At 38.4% G+C, this 18,040-nt stretch carries 14 protein-coding genes and 1 pseudogene; 12 read left to right on the plus strand and 3 right to left on the minus strand.

Translation table 11 applies throughout. The annotated features are described in order from the left end of the window. Nucleotides 1-33: 33 nt before the first annotated feature. Nucleotides 34-348, plus strand: a complete 315-nt coding sequence (locus KP78_RS13295; RefSeq protein ID WP_041089633.1) for a hypothetical protein — start codon at nucleotides 34-36, stop codon at nucleotides 346-348. Between the two features lie 27 nt (nucleotides 349-375). Continuing rightward, nucleotides 376-660 carry a hypothetical protein gene (locus tag KP78_RS13300; protein WP_041089635.1) on the plus strand — a complete coding sequence of 95 codons (285 nt, stop codon included), beginning with the start codon at nucleotides 376-378 and terminating at the stop codon, nucleotides 658-660. A gap of 89 nt (nucleotides 661-749) precedes the next feature. Here the strand turns inward: KP78_RS13300 and KP78_RS13305 are convergent, their stop codons facing one another. Next, nucleotides 750-1,052: a HesB/YadR/YfhF family protein gene (locus tag KP78_RS13305; RefSeq protein ID WP_041089637.1), complete on the minus strand. Its 303-nt coding sequence runs from the start codon at nucleotides 1,050-1,052 to the stop codon at nucleotides 750-752. 509 nt (nucleotides 1,053-1,561) lie between these two features. On the opposite strand from KP78_RS13305, the gene KP78_RS13310 reads away from it, so the two are divergent. Beyond that, nucleotides 1,562-4,420 (plus strand): EAL domain-containing protein, encoded by a 2,859-nt coding sequence (locus KP78_RS13310; protein WP_041089639.1) that lies wholly within the window; start codon nucleotides 1,562-1,564, stop codon nucleotides 4,418-4,420. A 42-nt stretch (nucleotides 4,421-4,462) separates the two neighbouring features. Here KP78_RS13310 and plsY read toward each other — a convergent pair whose 3' ends face one another. Next, complete coding sequence (gene plsY / locus KP78_RS13315) at nucleotides 4,463-5,047, minus strand: glycerol-3-phosphate 1-O-acyltransferase PlsY (protein ID WP_041089641.1); 585 nt, start codon at nucleotides 5,045-5,047, stop codon at nucleotides 4,463-4,465. 198 nt (nucleotides 5,048-5,245) lie between these two features. Between plsY and KP78_RS20755 the strand changes: the two are divergent. The 9 genes and pseudogenes from KP78_RS20755 (at nucleotide 5,246) to KP78_RS13360 (ending at nucleotide 16,915) form a co-directional block, all read left to right on the plus strand. Further along, nucleotides 5,246-6,381, plus strand: a pseudogene (locus KP78_RS20755) (purine/pyrimidine permease). A gap of 232 nt (nucleotides 6,382-6,613) precedes the next feature. Next, nucleotides 6,614-7,588: an ABC transporter ATP-binding protein gene (locus KP78_RS13325; RefSeq protein ID WP_041089643.1), complete on the plus strand. Its 975-nt coding sequence runs from the start codon at nucleotides 6,614-6,616 to the stop codon at nucleotides 7,586-7,588. 3 nt (nucleotides 7,589-7,591) lie between these two features. Continuing rightward, on the plus strand, nucleotides 7,592-8,242 hold the full coding sequence (locus KP78_RS13330; RefSeq protein WP_041089645.1) for an ABC transporter permease: 651 nt from the start codon (nucleotides 7,592-7,594) through the stop codon (nucleotides 8,240-8,242). A 19-nt stretch (nucleotides 8,243-8,261) separates the two neighbouring features. Then, nucleotides 8,262-9,170, plus strand: coding sequence for an ABC transporter substrate-binding protein (locus KP78_RS13335; protein ID WP_052474816.1), 909 nt, complete (start codon nucleotides 8,262-8,264; stop codon nucleotides 9,168-9,170). Nucleotides 9,171-9,230: 60 nt separating this feature from the next. Then, on the plus strand, nucleotides 9,231-10,142 hold the full coding sequence (locus KP78_RS13340; protein ID WP_041089647.1) for an ABC transporter substrate-binding protein: 912 nt from the start codon (nucleotides 9,231-9,233) through the stop codon (nucleotides 10,140-10,142). Between the two features lie 45 nt (nucleotides 10,143-10,187). Beyond that, nucleotides 10,188-10,595, plus strand: coding sequence for a CoA-binding protein (locus KP78_RS13345; protein WP_041089992.1), 408 nt, complete (start codon nucleotides 10,188-10,190; stop codon nucleotides 10,593-10,595). A 359-nt stretch (nucleotides 10,596-10,954) separates the two neighbouring features. Further along, complete coding sequence (parE, locus tag KP78_RS13350; protein ID WP_268747530.1) at nucleotides 10,955-12,931, plus strand: DNA topoisomerase IV subunit B; 1,977 nt, start codon at nucleotides 10,955-10,957, stop codon at nucleotides 12,929-12,931. A 1-nt stretch (nucleotide 12,932) separates the two neighbouring features. Beyond that, the gene (parC, locus tag KP78_RS13355) at nucleotides 12,933-15,368 is read left to right on the plus strand and encodes a DNA topoisomerase IV subunit A (protein ID WP_041089649.1); all 2,436 of its coding nucleotides are present in this window, start codon (nucleotides 12,933-12,935) and stop codon (nucleotides 15,366-15,368) included. A 134-nt stretch (nucleotides 15,369-15,502) separates the two neighbouring features. Then, entirely contained in the window at nucleotides 15,503-16,915 is a 1,413-nt protein-coding gene (locus KP78_RS13360; RefSeq protein WP_200889234.1) for an alanine/glycine:cation symporter family protein, read from the plus strand. Between the two features lie 270 nt (nucleotides 16,916-17,185). On the opposite strand, the gene KP78_RS13365 is transcribed toward KP78_RS13360, so the two are convergent. Then, a complete protein-coding gene (locus KP78_RS13365) occupies nucleotides 17,186-18,016 on the minus strand; it encodes a GDSL-type esterase/lipase family protein (RefSeq protein ID WP_052474817.1) in 831 nt (276 codons plus the stop codon). Nucleotides 18,017-18,040 lie beyond the last annotated feature (24 nt).

Consider the following 18,040-nt stretch of genomic DNA (forward strand, 5'->3'; position numbering starts at 1 on the left):
AGACATTCTAAGAAGATAAGGCGGATAAAATAGATGGCTTTTGGAATTCGAAGAGTGGAAATTAACGATTGGAAGCAATCAATTGATCAGGGCAATATTGCTTTTTTAACCCATTACTGGCGGGATGATCGTTTTCCTCATTATAATACGGTAACGAAAGTAGGAGCAAAAGAAATAGAAAAACTTGTTCGTTGGGGTATGAAATACGACTTAAAAAGAGAATGGATACATATTAGAAAAGACGGATATTCTCACTTTGACCTTCTAGGTGAACTTCAATATCGAATATTAATAGATGAGGGACGGAATGATCACATCAGTCGTTTTAATTTAAATCAGTCTAGATAATCATTTTATATAAAGGAGAAACAGTCAATGGATCTCTTATCCTATCAATTACTTTTAAGAGAAAAGATCTCTGATACGCTGCAAATATGGTATAAGGAAGCGGAAATTCCGTATGATGAACTATATTCATTTCTACATATGATTACTGCCACTGCTTTAACGATAGGGATGGACGAATGCGGTAAAGAAGCGTTGGTTGCAATGGAACATATCAAGGATGAGGCAAAACAAGTTTGGACTAGAGACGAGTGGGCAGGGCATTTGTCTTTTTTGTTTGATCAAGACCATGGGATGCCCTTATTTAACAAATAATACGAATATAGAATCGCCTAATTTAATCGACCGAAATGAATACAACCTTTTTGTAGCAGATCCAAACAAAAAAATGAACAGCAGTAAATCTACTGCTGTTCATTTTTTGAATAGTCATACTGAGGGCCATTATATTTTTCACTATAGCTAACGTTAAGATCATGGCCATCAAAATACCAGACGTCCTTGTCCTCAATATAAAATACTATCCCATTTTCTTCTAAAGTGATGGCGGCATCAATGGGTTCATCTTTAGTTACTCCAAGGGAAAAACCATCCTGAATTGGGCTAGAACCTCCATATCGTACGAAAAAGCGAACGTGGTCACCCTTCTTTACCTGCATTTCTTGTTGAAACCATTCCTGAGCTTCTTTAGATAAATTAATGTTCAACTCGCTCTCTCCTTTCTTTATAGAACAGGATAAGCTTATTATAATGTAAATTGACTAAAATGGAAAAAATGAAGCTTGAAAGTAGGTAAATTGAAGAGAAATTATTTCTGTGAATAAACTTTTTTATTATAGTAAGCATATTCATAAAAAAGTATATTCAATCTAATATAGTTTATAACGCATTAAAGAAGCACTAACCCTTACCATCACTTTAATTGTCTATATAGTGTAGGTGTTAGATGAAGATCTGTTGGGATAATAGCTGCACGGCAGTCCTTGATCTTTGCAGTTCCAACTATTTTCGTTTGAGGATACCTCTTTCGCTGATACATTATGTTTCTAACACGAAGAAACATAATGTATCAGCTTTTTTAAATCTTTTTTCCTATTAGAATAATACATATTGATAGGTTAAAAGTAATGAAGTATTCTTGTTAGTAGAGAGAATAGATAGGCTGTTCCTGATTGACGTTTTCATACAACATCTTAGAGAATGCAGGTGCAATTTAATGAATCAATTACAGCTTTCAAAATGGATTACTTATGTTATTTTAATGGCAAGCACTGCTGCCAGCTTTGTTTACATTCCAGTCTTTTTTGGTTTCGAATTAATTATTGGCTCAATCTTTACCTTTACTCTCTATAGGCTTACCGGCTTTCGAATTGCATTAATTCATTCAATTATATTTGCTATATCTTCTTACTTTGAGTGGGGACATTTTTTTGGTTCAATAGCCATATTATTGGAATTTCTCATTGTTTCAGCATTATATAAACGAAAACGTGGCTCTTTAATTTTAACGGACATGATTTACTGGCTTATCATAGGAATTCCTTTTGTGTTTTTAAGCTATTATTTTATACTTGAGGTCTCTTTTGTTGACTCGATGGTTGTGGCATTAAAATTTATTGTAAACGGTGTCTTTAATATGCTGATTGTAAATATTATTCTAATCACAATCGGATATTTCTTTATTAAAAAAGAACATAGAAAAATAAAATTGGATGTTATTTTATTTAACACAATTTTATCATTTTTATTAATCCCTACTCTTCTTTGGTTTACATACGAGAGCAGATTAGATTTTAACCAAACGCTAGAACGTATGGGGGATCAAGCTGAAAATGGTTATGTCTCATTTGAATACGAACTCGAACATTGGCTAGATGAGATTACCAGAATAACGGCCATTCAAGGCAATATTCTATATGATGAATCATTAACCGAAGAAGAGGCTGTTCGTTATCTCAGTACATTGCAACAATCTGTGCATGGAGTACAAGAAATTGTTTTAATAAATCAAAATAATGATTTTTTATACGGTTTCCCCGAAAATCGAGAGAAATTGACTGAGAACACGATATTACCTCCACTTAAACGAGGAGAGATCGGCTACTCATCTTTTCATTTTGATTCAAAAACAAATCGACCTTTCATTTATATGACAATTCCAATTTATCGACCTGCTATCCTGGTGAATCAAAGTCCTCTATTTGTAGCGATCAGTGTTGATTTGAGTGAATGGGAGGAATTCACTTCAGATAATCATACAGTTGATGACTTAAATCTCTTAGACCAATCTGGAAACTGGCTTTTCGTGCCTGATAATGAAATATCAATGAGCAAATATGCTGCAATTGTCCAATCTTTGCCTACTCATCAATCCGCTTCATTTTTGTGGAGGGAAGATCACACATTATCAAAAATATTATCCTGGGAACAATCGTCTCACGTTGTGACAGCAAGCCCGGACCAGCTTCCTTGGACTATTGCAGTATCTGTATCGACTAAGCCGTTTAAAGATGAGTTTCTACTCGAACAGCTTTATCGGCTAATGCTGATTGTCATCACAATGGCTTTAACGATTTTCCTATCCAATTATTTGAGCAAATTGATTCTTCGACCAATGGATCAGCTCGTCTCTATTACTCAGGATCTTCCTGATAGAGTGCAGGATGGACAACATATTCTGTGGCCGCAAAGTGAACTGGCAGATATCCAATATTTAATCCGAAATTTTAAAAAAATGACTGGAAGATTATCGTCTGCCTTTCGGGAGGTTCAAGAGCAGCAGAGAGAGCTATCCTTAGTTGCGAAGGTAGACCCTTTAACCTCGTTATCAAATAGACTAGGGGTTGAGCAAAGATTTCATGAGTTCCAATTACTTAGGAACAATCAAGGAGAGTTAGGAATTATCTTTATGGATCTTGATCATTTTAAGAAAATAAATGATACATTGGGACACGGAGTTGGCGATGAGGTCCTAAAGGAGGTTGCAAGTCGATTGTCAGCATCTATTGTTGATAGAGCATGTGTTGGTCGTCTTGGAGGAGATGAGTTTATTTCAATTTTACCGGATACTAATAGTGAATCTCTTATTGAGGCTGGCCATGCTATCCTAACTTCTTTTGAAAAACCCTTTGAAATAGGTGGGCAAAGTCTATCGATTTCTCCTAGTATTGGTCTTGCTTTGTCACCTTCTCATGGAGAAGATTTTAATATGGTTGTTCAACATGCTGACATGGCGCTTTATGAGTCTAAAAATAAAGGGCGTAATCAAGCGACGATGTTTGATCATTCATTTAATGCAAATATTATTAGAAGACGGGCACTTGAAAAAGACCTTCGACATGCAATACAAAATAATCAGCTTAAAATTCATTTTATCCCAATCCATTCACTTCAAACTGATAAGGTCACAGCAGTAGAAGCAATTCTTCACTGGCATCATAAGTCTGAAGGAGTGATTCCATCTATTGAACTGAGGACACTTGCTAAGGAAACCCATCTTGCTCAGGAGATTGGGCGGTATATCATAGAAAAAAGCATTGAAAAAGCAAAGCTTCTTCATGATCAGGGGTATAAAATGGACTTAGCAATAAATTTAATGATTGAACAATGCTACGATCATCAAATGGTCGAAACACTTCATCAACAGCTGTTGAAAAATCAATATCCACCTTCAAAGATAAGATTTGAAATGTCCGAAAGTTTAAAAAGTGAGGAAATGGACTTTTTAATTGATACATTTAATCAGCTTCGGAAGCTAGGCGCACAGCTTGTATTAGATGATTTTGGTACTGGATATGCTTCTCTTAACAATATGAAGGATCTTCAGCTTCATGCGATTAAGATTGATCAGCATTTATTAAAAGGAGTTCCGGAAAACATCCCAGCTAAAAGAATCATTAATGGACTAGTTTCAATTGCAAAATCGATGTCGTTAAGTGTTGTTGCGGATGGAGTAAAAAGTGAAGAACAGCTTGCCTATTTATCAATGGTCGGATGTGAGGAAGCACAGGGTCCTTTTTACAGCAAACCAATTTCACTACAAGACACTATTGCCTATTTGAAGTCAAACTATTAATAAAAAATCCGCAACGAAGTTCACCTTCTGCTGCGGATTTTTTTAGCCCATCCATTTTATTTTAGGCTCTGTTTTTTTGCGAATCCGGTCAATATTAGTACGATGACGAATGATAACAAACAGGGCAAGCACCCCGATTACAATCATAAATGGAATATCGCTTGTAAAAAGACTATAGAAAATCGCAAAAATTGAAGCTACGATTGATGATAATGAAACATATTTTGAAAAATATAACGTTATTAGAAAAACAAGTACGACTAAAATGAATAGCAGTGGTTCATATCCAAGCACCACACCAGCAGAAGTTGCTACTGCTTTTCCTCCTCTAAACCCTGCAAAAATAGGGAACATATGACCAACTACCGCAATGACACCTCCCAAAAGCCATGGACTACTATAATCAAATGCCAATGGAAGAAGAGTGGCCGCTGTACCTTTTAAAATATCCATCGCTGTCACGATGCTACCTGCCTTAAAACCAAGTACACGAAAGGTATTAGTTGCACCTAAGTTGCCACTGCCAAAGTTTCGAATGTCTTTTTTGTAAAAAGCTTTTCCAATCCAGAGTCCTGATGGTATTGACCCGATTAAATAGGCTAGTAAAAGTATGATTACAAATATCATGGTTAAGCTCCTTTTGTTGTACAAATAGATAGATAATTACCAATTTAAATAATATTAATAGTAAAACCAGCTGCTTTTTTTCTATTTTATCATGAATAGATCGGAAAGGAATTCTTTTTCGGTAATTCTGCTACAATGTGATAAAAATGGAAGAAGGAGCGCGGCACAATGAAAATGATCTTTAGTTCATTTCAATGGATGATCTTTATCATAGCAGGCTCCATTGCAACTCCAATCGCCAATGCTGCACTGTTTCAATTAGATGCTATAGAAACAGCTGGATTTGTACAAAGGACCATGTTTGTACTAGGAATGGCTGGAATCGTTCAAGTTCTTTTCGGGCATCGTCTACCAATTAATGAAAGTCCAGCTGGTTTATGGTGGGGCGTTTTTATTATCTATGCAACCTTTATCGGTGTTACATATGAAACAGCGGCCGATACGTTGAAGGTCTTAAAATCCGGTCTTCTGATTAGTGGGATAATCTTTTTGTTGTTAGCGCTTACGGGAGTTTTGAATAAAATTACCATACTTTTTACCCCTACTATTACATTTACCTATTTAATGCTGCTTATATTTCAGCTGAGCGGTCCTTTTTTTAATGGTATTACAGGTTTTGATCATGATATTGGTGTTGTCCAGATTCCTGTGATCTTCGGAAGCTTAATCACGATTATATTTACCTTCTGGTTAGGAAACCATCAGGTGAAGTGGGTCCAGCATTATTCCATTGTAATGGCTTTTGCGATCGGGTGGTTAGTATTTGCTGGGCTTGGGTTAGCTTCGGGACCCCTATTAAAGCAAGCGGGAACATCTCATTTCCAGACTGGTTTGCATTTGGTCCCCCTGTTTTTAAGGCTAGAGTAATGATTACAGCCCTTTTTATTACCTTTTTACTCACTGCAAATATGGTGGCTTCGATCCGGGTAATGGAGGCTGCCATGAAAAAACATTTTGATCAAAGTCCACAAGGAAGATTTAAGCAAGCTGGTGTTGCTGCAGGCTTTAATACATTTTTTAGTGGAATCGAAGCAGCAATAGGTCCGGTTCCCATTGCTGGTGCGACTGGCTTTGTTGTTGCGACAAATACTCCATCAAAAAAACCTTTTTTTCTAGGCTGCCTGCTTATTGCAGCAATTAGTCTTTTTCCGAGTATCATCAATACAATTGCTATGCTTCCTCCTGCAGTTGCTTATGCTGTAACATTTGTCATCTTTACAAAAATGGTTCGTCTAGCTTTTTATGAATGGCAGAAAGAAAAGAATCAAGAGCGCGGATTAACCGTTATAGGCGTTTCATGGATGACAGGTGTCGGCCTTATGTTTGTGCCATGAGGTGCTTACGCTGAACTTCCTGTAGATATAAGTTCCGTATTATCGAATGGACTTATTACTGGAACAGTAGTGGCAATCATGGTTGAACAGTGGTTAATAAAATATAAATAGAGAGAAATAACGATAAGAAGAGACAAAGCTTCTTGTCTTTTTTTACAGGAATGTAACAAAAAAGGTTTATACATATCTGGTTAGGGAATTTATTATTATTAAAACATTAGGTGGTGAAAGAATGATCACGTTTAAAAACGTAAAGAAAACCTTTGATGATGGGACTGAAGCCATCAAAGGAATTGATTTGCATATTGAAGAAGGTCAGCTTGTTGCCTTGATTGGCCCGAGCGGCTGTGGGAAAACGACAACAATGAAAATGATCAATAAATTAATTAACCTAACTTCAGGTCAAATCACGATTGACGGTGAAGATATTTCATCTAAAAAAGAGGTTGAGCTACGTCGCAATATCGGTTATGTGATTCAACGTATTGGTTTGTTCCCCCATATGACAATTGAAGAAAATGTTTCATTAATACCCAAATTAAAAGGATTTAAAAAATCTGAATACGAAGAAAAAGTTGAGCAACTTTTAAAGCTTGTCGGACTTGAACCTAGTATTTTCAAGAAAAGATATCCTTTAGAGCTTAGCGGTGGACAGCAGCAGCGTGTTGGTGTGGTTCGAGCACTGGCAGGAGAGCCTCCCATTATTTTGATGGATGAACCATTCAGTGCTTTAGATCCAATCAGCCGTGAGCAGCTTCAGGAAGAATTAAAGGAGCTGCAGAGAACGATAAAAAAGACGATTGTTTTTGTCACACATGACATGGATGAGGCACTGAAACTAGCTGATAAAATCGTTGTAATGAGAGATGGTGTAATTGAACAAACAGCTTCTCCACAGGAGTTAGTTGAAAACCCTGCAAATGAATTTGTACGATCATTTATTGGAGAAGATCGGATTCGTGCAACTTTAAATCTCTCAAATTCCTCGTCTCAATCTATTAAGTCAATAATGGCTACGATACAAGGGCCGTATAACGAACAATTGCCTGCAGTTGCTGATTCTGCTTCATTAAAAGAAGCAGCGGAGGTCATGTTAACGTCAAAAGTAGGAACGATATTGGTTAAAGATATAAATGGCAGCAGAATAGGTCTTGTTCAAAAAGATGTCCTATTAAGTGAATTAGCCGGATTGGGAAAGGGGGCTTAATGGATGGAAGTAGTGCAAACTTTTTGGGAGACGGTTGTTCTTCGTCAGGATCTCATTATTGACCGAACGATCGAACATTTATATTTATCATTTGTAGCGATTTTTCTTGCTATTATTATTTCACTTCCTCTTGGTATTTATATTTCTAGAAAACAAAAGGTAGCAGAGTTTTATATTGGCATTACAGCAATCTTTCAAACAATTCCTAGCTTAGCGCTGTTCGGTTTTCTCGTACCGCTTGTTGGTATTGGTACAGAAACAGCATTAATTGCATTGGTTATATACGCACTTCTCCCCATTTTACGTAATACATATACAGGGATCACAGGTGTTGACCAGGCTGTCATTGAAGCAGGTCGCGGTATGGGCATGACGGAACGCCAAATTTTATTTAAAATTGAACTTCCACTATCCTTACCTTTTTTAATGGCAGGTATCCGAACGGCTACTGTATTAACAGTTGGCGTGGCAACTCTGGCGACTTTTGTCGGAGCGGGAGGCTTGGGTGACGTTATTTGGCGCGGTCTCCAATCGTTTAATAATAATTTAGTGCTCGCTGGTGCAATTCCAGTTGCATTGCTAGCTTTATCTTTCGATTTTCTTTTAAAGCTGCTTGAAAAGAAGACAACACCAAAAGGATTGAAATCTAAATAAAATGTAGCGGGGGGATTTGATGGCTTTGAAAGGTATAGGTTTAACAGGAATATTTGGATTAAGCCTTATATTAGGAGCATGCGGATCATCTACTGCCTCAGGAAATGATCCGATAATTGTTGGAGGAAAACCTTGGACGGAGCAATATATCCTTCCCCATATTCTTGAGCTATACATTGAGGAGCATTCAGATTATGAGGTAGAGCTGAAGGATGGATTAGGTGAGGTATCCATTTTAACACCAGCAATGCAAAATGGAGATATTGATGTTTACGTTGAGTATACAGGTACTGGACTGGAAGCGGTTTTGAATGAAAAAGCAGAGCCGGGAGAATCAAGTGAAAGTATTCTTGAACGTGTTAGAAAAGGATATGCTGAAGAAGAGTACGATATTTCTTGGCTGGAGCCTCTTGGTTTCGCAAATAGTTACACAATGGCTTATGCTGAAGATGCAGATTTCGAAGCTGAAACATACTCAGAATTGGCAGTGATATCAAACCAACTCGTTTTTGGGGCTCCCCATTCTTTTTATGAACGTGAAACAGATGGCTATGATGCCATTGCAGCAGTATACGGATTTGACTTTATTTCTGCAGAAAGCTTTGATGCAAGTATAATGTACGAAGCCTTACGCAGCGGACAGGTGGACTTAATTCCTGCTTTCACAACTGATGGCCGGATCGAAAGATTTAATTTACAAGTAACAGAAGATGATCTAGGCTTTTTTCCGAAATATGATGCAGTTCCAATTGTCCGGAATGAAATACTGGAAGAATATCCTGAACTTGAAGAAGTAATAAATCGTCTTGCTGGTCAAATTACTGAGCAAGATATGCAAACAATGAATGCGAAGGTTGACCTGGACGGAGCTGACTATAAAGCTGTTGCATATGAGTTTCTAGTGTCCAATAATTTAATAGAAGAGTAAATAAAAAGCTAGATTTGTTAATTGATCTCATTAAATTAAAAAATGAAAGAGGAACAGCGTATGAAATTTAATAAAGGAATAGTTAGTGGGACAATTGCAGCATCCTTGCTCCTTGCTGCATGTAATAGTGGAGACGACGTACGAGATGAGTCTGCCCCGATTATTGTTTCGGGGAAACCATGGACCGAGCAGTACATTTTGCCACATATATTGGAGCAATATATTGAGAGCTATTCGGATTATGAAGTAGAATTGAAAGAGGGGCTTGGAGAAGTATCCATTTTAACACCCGCACTTCAAAATGGAGAAATCGATGTCTATGTAGAATATACTGGAACTGGGCTAGAACATGTTTTGGAGAAAGAAGCCGAGGAAGGCGAATCGAGTGAAAGTATCTTAGAGAGAGTACGAACAGGCTACGCAGAAGAATATAATGTTAAATGGCTTGAACCGCTCGGTTTTGCCAACGAGTATACGTTAGCATTTTCTGAAAAAGCTAATTTTGAAGCAGCGACCTATTCAGATATTGCACAGGTTTCAGCCGATCTTTCATTTGGTGCACCTCATGCATTTTATGAGCGCCAAGGCGATGGTTATGATGAGTTTGTAGAAGCATATGGATTTGATTTTGCGGAAACAGAAAGCTTTGATGCTAATATTATGTATGAAGCAGTGCAAAATGGCCAGGTTGATGTGATCCCTGCGTTTACAACAGAAGGCAGGATTGAACGTTTTAATTTACAGACAACAGAAGACGATCTTGGATTCTTTCCTAGCTATGATGCTGTCCCTCTCGTTCGTCAAGAGGTTCTTGATACGTACCCTGAGCTTGAAGAAATAATTAATGGGCTCTCAGGTCAAATTACAGAAGAAGATATGCAAGCAATGAATTCAAAAGTCGATATTGATGGTGAAGATTACGCAGATGTTGCAAGAGAATTTCTAGAATCAAAAGGATTACTAAAGGAATAAAGGTCGTCGGTATAATATTCTTTTTATAAGGAGTGTCAGGGAATGATTGAAAATCCTTCAAGAGAAGAGATAAGCAAAATATTAAAAAAAGCTAAGCGTATTGCTGTTGTAGGCTTGAGTGATAATCCAACAAGAACCTCTTACGGGGTAAGTAAAGCGATGCAGGATGCCGGTTATGAGATTATTCCTGTCAATCCAACAATTAGTGAGGCACTTGGGAAAAAAGCGGTTGCATCACTTCAAGATGTGGAAGGACCTATTGACATTGTTAATGTATTCCGAAGATCAGAATTTTTACCTGAATTGGCAGCTGAATATTTACAAACTGACATTCCTATTTTTTGGACACAGCTTGGTGTAGTTGATGAAAAGGTATTCTCTGCTCTCAAAGATCAGGGCCGAACGGTTATTATGGATCGTTGTATAAAAGTAGAGCATGCAATAACAAAATAGAAAAAGCTTGGCCTACTTAGGTCAAGCTTTTTCTATTGTGGGAAAGAGTGAGTGATTCTATTTCAATACCATTATCAGAATAAAAATGATGTGAATCGATAGCAATATTTAATGGATTATATAATAAACATGGATTTTTCATAAAGAAATGCTTATGATCAATGTAGTATGCATATAAGAACGGATCAAATCGTTAGGAGTCAAATTTAATGCCTATGTAGATGCCAATTTGATCATCCATAAAAAAGACATTTGAAATGACAGTTCAAATGGTTATAGAATATGGTTGGAGATTCGAGAAGATATGGTACAATCAATTGAACGAACGTTTGTTTGTTTTTGTGCGCTTTGAAAGGGGAATGTTTGTGTCAAAAAAAACGGTCACAATGGAATACAATGATGATTCCATACAGGTACTAGAAGGACTGGAGGCGGTCAGAAAACGCCCTGGTATGTATATAGGTTCAACCGATGCACGAGGGCTGCATCACTTAGTATATGAGATTGTTGATAATGCAGTTGATGAAGCGCTTGGAGGCTTTGGAGATACCATACAAATAACGCTTCATAAAGATCATAGTGTTAGTGTACAGGATTATGGCCGTGGAATGCCAACGGGTATGCATAGTTCAGGAAAGCCAACGCCAGAAGTAATCCTAACGGTTTTGCATGCTGGAGGTAAGTTTGGTCAAGGCGGGTACAAAACGAGCGGAGGCTTACACGGTGTAGGTGCTTCCGTAGTCAATGCGCTTTCAGAATGGCTTACGGTCACCATTTATCGGGATGGGGTCATCCACCAGCAGCGGTTTGAAAAGGGTGGAAAGCCTGTTACAACGTTAGAGAAAATAGGAAAAACCAAAATATCTGGTACCACTGTACATTTTAAACCGGATCCAACGATCTTCAGTGTGACCCAATACAATTACGGCACGCTTTGTGAAAGACTTAGAGAAAGTGCTTTTTTATTAAAAGGACTAAAAATAGAAATGATCGATGATCGGAATGATCAAAAGGACGTCTTTCAATATGAAACAGGTATTGAAGCGTTTGTAAATTATTTAAATGAAGAGAAAGACGTGTTGCATCCTGTTGTGTCTTTTGAAGGTGAACAGGATGGAATCGAGGTTGAACTTGCATTTCAATTCAATGATGGCTACTCTGAAACTATTTTGTCCTTTGTAAACAATGTTCGTACAAAGGATGGCGGAACCCATGAAGTGGGAGCTAAAACAGCCGTTACAAGAGTTTTTAATGAATATGCTCGTAAAGTGAGTTTGTTGAGGGAAAAAGATAAAAATCTAGAAGGTGCCGACATACGTGAAGGCTTTGCGAGTGTTATCTCTGTTCGTATACCTGAAGCCATTCTTCAGTTTGAAGGTCAAACTAAAGGAAAGCTTGGAACAAGTGAGGCACGTTCCGCAGTTGATAGTGTTGTAGCCTCACAGCTTCTTTATTTTTTAGAAGAAAATCCCGAAACCAGTTCGCTCCTAATTAAAAAATCAATTCGAGCTGCACAAGCGAGGGAGGCTGCTCGAAAAGCGAGGGAAGATGCAAGAAATGGAAAGAAACGAAAAAAATCAGATACAATTTTATCGGGTAAGCTAACACCAGCTCAATCACGTAATGCTGCGCGCAATGAGCTGTATCTTGTTGAGGGTGATTCTGCGGGGGGATCTGCTAAACAAGGTCGAGACAGAAAGTTCCAGGCAGTTCTGCCTCTACGGGGAAAAGTCATTAACACTGAAAAAGCAAAGCTCGCTGATATTTTTAAAAACGAGGAAATAAACACAATTATTCATGCCATCGGTGCTGGAGTTGGTGCTGATTTTGAAATAGGGGATGTACAGTATGATAAAATCGTCATCATGACTGATGCCGATACAGATGGAGCACATATTCAAGTCCTGCTGTTAACCTTCTTTTACCGATATATGAAACCTCTCCTCGAAGGTGGGCGGGTATATATTGCACTTCCTCCTTTATATAAAGTGAGTAAAGGAAGCGGAAAAAAAGAAGTAGTTGAATATGCATGGACAGATGAAGATCTATCCGCTGTTGTGAAAAAAGTAGGAAAAGGTTCAATTTTGCAACGATATAAAGGTCTTGGAGAGATGAATGCCGACCAGCTATGGGATACGACAATGAACCCTGAAACAAGAACGCTGATTCGAGTGCGGATCGATGACGGTGCAAGAGCTGAGCGCCGCATCACGACGCTAATGGGAGATAAAGTAGAACCACGCCGAAAATGGATTGAAAATAATGTTGCTTTTGGCATGGACGAAAACTTAAATATCTTAGACAACGATCAGATCATGGTTTCAGAGGAGGATTAATATGAGTACAACAGAACGCTTCCAGGACCTTCCTTTGGAGGAGGTTTTAGGAGATAGATTTGGACGATACAGTAAATATATTATCCAAGAGCGTGCGCTTCCTGATGCACGAGACGGATTAAAACCGGTACAAAGACGTATCTTATATGCGATGCACTTTGAAGGGAACACGCAGGAAAAAGGCTTTAGAAAGTCAGCGAAAACGGTTGGTAATGTTATTGGTAACTACCATCCTCATGGAGATTCTTCCGTTTATGATGCAATGGTACGAATGAGTCAGGATTGGAAAGTTAGAAACATGCTCATTGAAATGCATGGTAATAATGGCAGTGTTGACGGAGATCCACCTGCAGCAATGCGTTATACAGAGGCGCGTCTTTCAGCTATTTCTGGAGAATTACTTAGGGATATTGATAAAAAAACAGTAGAATTCATTCCAAACTTTGATGACACGTCGGAAGAACCGACGGTCCTACCAGCGCGCTATCCCAATTTACTGGTAAACGGTTCGACGGGGATTTCAGCTGGTTACGCAACTGAAATTCCGCCTCATCAAATTGGAGAAGTCATTGATGCTACTATCATGCGTATGGAAAAACCTGAATGTACGGTAGATGAACTAATGACGGTTATTAAAGGACCGGATTTTCCTACTGGAGGTACTATTCAAGGGGTCGATGGCATACGTAGCGCCTATGAAAAAGGGAAAGGGAAAATTGTCATCCGAGGCAAGGTGACAATTGAAGACCTGCGCGGAGGCCGACAGCAGCTCGTTATAACAGAAATTCCATATGAAGTGAATAAAGCAAACCTAGTTAAAAAAATGGATGAATATCGTGCGGAACGAAAAGTTGAGGGAATCTCGGAAGTAAGAGATGAAACAGACCGCACAGGCTTACGTGTGGTCGTCGAGTTGAAAAAAGAAGCGGATGCTAATGGTGTTCTTAATTTTTTATATAAAAATACCGACTTGCAAATTACTTATAATTTTAATATGGTTGCCATTCACCGTAAACGTCCAAGATTAATGGGTCTCGGTGATTTGCTTGATGCCTACATTGGGCATCAAAAGGAAGTGGTTGTCAATCGTACAACGTTTGATCTTAAAAGAGCACAAGATCGCCAGCATATTGTAGAAGGGTTAATGAAAGCTCTATCCGTTCTAGATGAAGTCATTGAAACAATCCGTGCTTCACGTGATAAGAAAGATGCAAAGTCAAATATACAGGCTCGTTTTGATTTCACAGAACCACAGGCAGAAGCTATAGTTTCCTTGCAGCTTTATCGTTTAACGAATACGGATATAACAGCACTACAAAAGGAAACTGATGAATTGAAAACACAAATCGCTGAGCTTCAATCTATTTTAGCGAGTGAACAAAAACTGCTCTCTGTCATTAAAAAAGAGTTGCGCGCCGTTCAAAAACAATACAAAGATCCTCGTCGTTCCATTATCGAAGATCAGATTGAGGAAATAAAAATTAACATGGAAGTATTGGTTGCAAGTGAAGACGTTATTGTGACTGTAACAAAGGATGGGTACGTTAAACGTACAAGCCAGCGTTCGTACGCAGCGTCTAATGGACAAGATTTTGCGATGAAAGAATCAGATCGTTTGCTTGTAAAATTGGATGTCAACACTACGGATGTATTACTACTTTTCACTAATAAAGGGAATTATATATTCGCGCCAATACATGAATTACCGGACATTCGATGGAAAGATTTAGGTCAGCATATAGCGAGCCTAGTCTCTCTCGATCGAGATGAACAACTGGTAAAAGCATTGCATGTGAAAGAATTCCTCGAGAATCAGTTCATTGTTTTTATCACAAAAAATGGAATGGTGAAGAAAACCGAATTATTACAGTATAAGGCACAGCGATATTCAAGAGCATTAGTGGCCTTAAACTTAAAAGATGATGATGAACTGATTGACATCCTTATAACTGATGGATCAAAAGAGCTTTTGCTTGCGACTTCTTTCGGTTATGGACTTCGATTTATAGAAGAAGAGGTTAGTGTCGTTGGTCCACGTGCTGCCGGGGTTAAAGGAATTAACCTAAAAGAAGGAGATACCGTCGTCAGTGGGATTACTTCAGAGCCTGACGGTCAGCTTTTCCTTGTAACACAACGGGGAGCAGTAAAAAAGATGGCTGTATCAGAATTTGAGTTAAGCGGTCGAGCGAAGCGAGGGCTTATCATGCTTCGAGAACTTAAGAAAAATCCTCATCGTGTGGTAAAGCTGTTTTCAATAGTTGATAAGAAATCTATGATTGAAATACTTAGTGCAAAGGGAGATCGAATTAAAGTAGATGTGTCGGCGTACAGGCCAAATGATCGCTACTCCAACGGTTCATTTGCTGTAGATGAGTCAGAATTTGGCCAGGTGGTAGATGCTTGGGTTAGCGAATCGGATCCTTCAGAATTTATTTAAAGAAGTCTAAAATAGAGATATTTTAAAAACAGAGAGAATACACTTTCTCTGTTTTTCATTCTCTATCAAGAAAAAACATCAAGAGAATACAACAGGAGGGTTTTGGTTTGAAGTATCATCAGACTATTTATTTTGTGGACATTATGAACAGTATTGCTTCAGAAATTAATGCTGTATTATGGGGATATGTATTAATTGCAGCTCTCGTAGGAATTGGCTTATACTTTACAATTCGCAGTCAATTTGTCCAAATAAAATTTATAAAAGAAATGTTTCGCATTCTCGGAGACAAAGCGACAATTTCTGCAGATGGCAAACGTGGGATATCGTCATTACAAGCCTTTATGATATCAACAGCCTCTCGTGTAGGTACAGGTAACTTAGCTGGTGTAGCTACTGCAATTGCCTTAGGAGGCCCTGGGGCAGTTTTTTGGATGTGGATTATTGCACTTGTTGGTGCCGCTTCAGCTTTCGTTGAATCGACGCTTGCACAAGTTTATAAAGTGAAGGATAAGGATGGATTCCGTGGTGGCCCTGCTTATTACATGGAAAAAGGATTAAATGCAAGATGGATGGGAATTCTATTTGCTATAATTATTTCTATTACATTTGGTCTCGTGTTTAATTCTGTCCAATCCAATACAATCTCCCTTGCATTGAAAAGCTCATTTGGCTGGGATCGTTCAATTGTTGGCTGGGTACTTGTTGTATTAACAGCAGCCATTATTTTCGGTGGTGTAAAAAGAGTGGCAAATGTTTCAATGGTAATCGTCCCGATAATGGCCATTTTATATATTCTGCTTGCTCTTTATGTGTTAGTTACGAATTTAAATCTTGTTTTTCCAATGCTAGGTCTTATTTTCAGTAATGCGTTTGGATTCAATGAAGTGGTATCAGGTGGAATTGGAGCCGCGATGATGAATGGAATTAAACGCGGTCTTTTCTCTAATGAAGCAGGTATGGGTAGTGCACCAAATGCTGCGGCAACAGCTGGCGTTTCACATCCTGTTAAAAAAGGTCTTATTCAAGCACTAGGGGTATTTGTAGATACGCTGGTTATTTGTACAGCGACCGCTTTAATTGTGATTATGTCTGGTGAGTACCTCAATGGTCATAGTGGTATTCAACTTACTCAAGATGCTCTCACATCTCATGTTGGAGGATGGGCCGGGACCTTTGTAAGCATAGCCATTTTTCTTTTCGCGTTTACTTCCATTGTAGGTAACTACTATTACGGTCAAACGAACATCGAATTTATTAAATACAATCCTATTGCCTTAAATATTTATCGAGTAATCGTTTTGGGTATGGTGTACTTTGGTTCTGTGCAAAGCCTTGATATTGTGTGGAACTTAGCAGACGTCTCAATGGCAATTATGGCTCTTATCAACCTTACTGCCATCTGTTTACTTTCCCCAATAGCCTTTAAAGTTCTAGATGATTATCGCAAACAGAGGCGTCAAGGGCTCGATCCTGTTTTTTATCAACGAAATATACCAAACCTTAAGAATGCAGAATGCTGGGATGATCAACCCGATAAAGAATAAGTCGAAAAGCCGGGATCAATATGTTGATCCTGGCTTTTTTATCCTGTTGTTCGTATCCTGGAACTAGTGAAAGGAGAAATCAATATAGCAAGACAACTGATGGAATAAAATGTATTATCAATTATAATTCGATTCCTAGCAAGGAAATTATTCCATTGCCTGCTGTGCATAGCGTAATGAAGGAATAGGAACAGGGTCAAGTGCTGCTCCATTGATTGAATCTCTGCTATCAGCTCTTCGGATCCCCTTGTTTCCAAACTCTCTTCCAGACTATCTGTCTCCCCTAGGCATAAATTGCGCTAAAAATGGAGAAATACCAGGGTTTGGAGGAATATCTGCTTCTGTCACAGATAGATCCGGTTCAACCTCATTAAAGAACGCATTTGCTATGGCTACATAACCAGCTTGGTTTGGATGAACATTTGTAGGGTTTGGAAGATAGTTGATGGCATCAACTCCAAAGGCTTCGGAAACTGGAATAAACGGAATACCTCTCTTGATTGATTCCTTTTTGATAATTTCATTAACGGTATTAAGCATCTTTGTAACACCATCTTTTTGCGTATCCAGTACATTTGGGTATGGAAAGAAATATCCCATTGTATATAAACTTGCAGTTGGATTAATGGAAGTGATCTCATCTAGAATTTGACCATATTGAATTCTCATTTGATTGAGTGCAAAGTCTGCTGGGAGCTGCTCAAAGCTGACAGATTGACCTGCAGCGTCCTGTCTGACAAGTCCTAATACATCGTTAGCACCTGCTGATAAGGTGATTAGAGTTGCTTGTTCAATGCCTTGTCTAACCTGTTCATTTTCTAATAGCTCCAATATATTTGTTGTTGAGAATCCTGGAACAGCAAAGTCTTTTGAAAAATGAATTAGCAAGTCTTCCTGTGCCAATTTATGCGCAATAATATCCGTGTATCCGGCATCCATCGATTGATAAGGTGTCACACCTGCAGCAACTGAATCACCAAGTGCTACATAATTCTGTGGTGAAGTAAGTGCTGCATTTGCTGTTGGAATGGCAAAGGGAGCTGCTAAAAGTGTAAAAGTCATGCTGGCGGGTGCCACTATTTTTTGAATTTTTGTTTTCATTCATTCATCTCCTGTCATAAACAA

Source organism: Jeotgalibacillus soli (assembly GCF_000829435.1).
GTDB lineage: Bacteria > Bacillota > Bacilli > Bacillales > Jeotgalibacillaceae > Jeotgalibacillus > Jeotgalibacillus soli.

What these genes read in the sequence shown, in the direction of transcription:
- KP78_RS13310 (WP_041089639.1), top strand. Translation starts at nt 1,562, where the DNA reads ATGAATCAATTACAGCTTTCAAAATGGATTACTTATGTTATTTTAATG.
- KP78_RS13300 (WP_041089635.1), top strand. Translation starts at nt 376, where the DNA reads ATGGATCTCTTATCCTATCAATTACTTTTAAGAGAAAAGATCTCTGAT.
- parE (WP_268747530.1), top strand. Translation starts at nt 10,955, where the DNA reads ATGTTTGTGTCAAAAAAAACGGTCACAATGGAATACAATGATGATTCC.
- KP78_RS13365 (WP_052474817.1), bottom strand. Translation starts at nt 18,016, where the DNA reads ATGAAAACAAAAATTCAAAAAATAGTGGCACCCGCCAGCATGACTTTT.
- KP78_RS13330 (WP_041089645.1), top strand. Translation starts at nt 7,592, where the DNA reads ATGGAAGTAGTGCAAACTTTTTGGGAGACGGTTGTTCTTCGTCAGGAT.
- KP78_RS13295 (WP_041089633.1), top strand. Translation starts at nt 34, where the DNA reads ATGGCTTTTGGAATTCGAAGAGTGGAAATTAACGATTGGAAGCAATCA.
- KP78_RS13335 (WP_052474816.1), top strand. Translation starts at nt 8,262, where the DNA reads ATGGCTTTGAAAGGTATAGGTTTAACAGGAATATTTGGATTAAGCCTT.
- KP78_RS13325 (WP_041089643.1), top strand. Translation starts at nt 6,614, where the DNA reads ATGATCACGTTTAAAAACGTAAAGAAAACCTTTGATGATGGGACTGAA.
- KP78_RS13340 (WP_041089647.1), top strand. Translation starts at nt 9,231, where the DNA reads ATGAAATTTAATAAAGGAATAGTTAGTGGGACAATTGCAGCATCCTTG.
- plsY (WP_041089641.1), bottom strand. Translation starts at nt 5,047, where the DNA reads ATGATATTTGTAATCATACTTTTACTAGCCTATTTAATCGGGTCAATA.
- parC (WP_041089649.1), top strand. Translation starts at nt 12,933, where the DNA reads ATGAGTACAACAGAACGCTTCCAGGACCTTCCTTTGGAGGAGGTTTTA.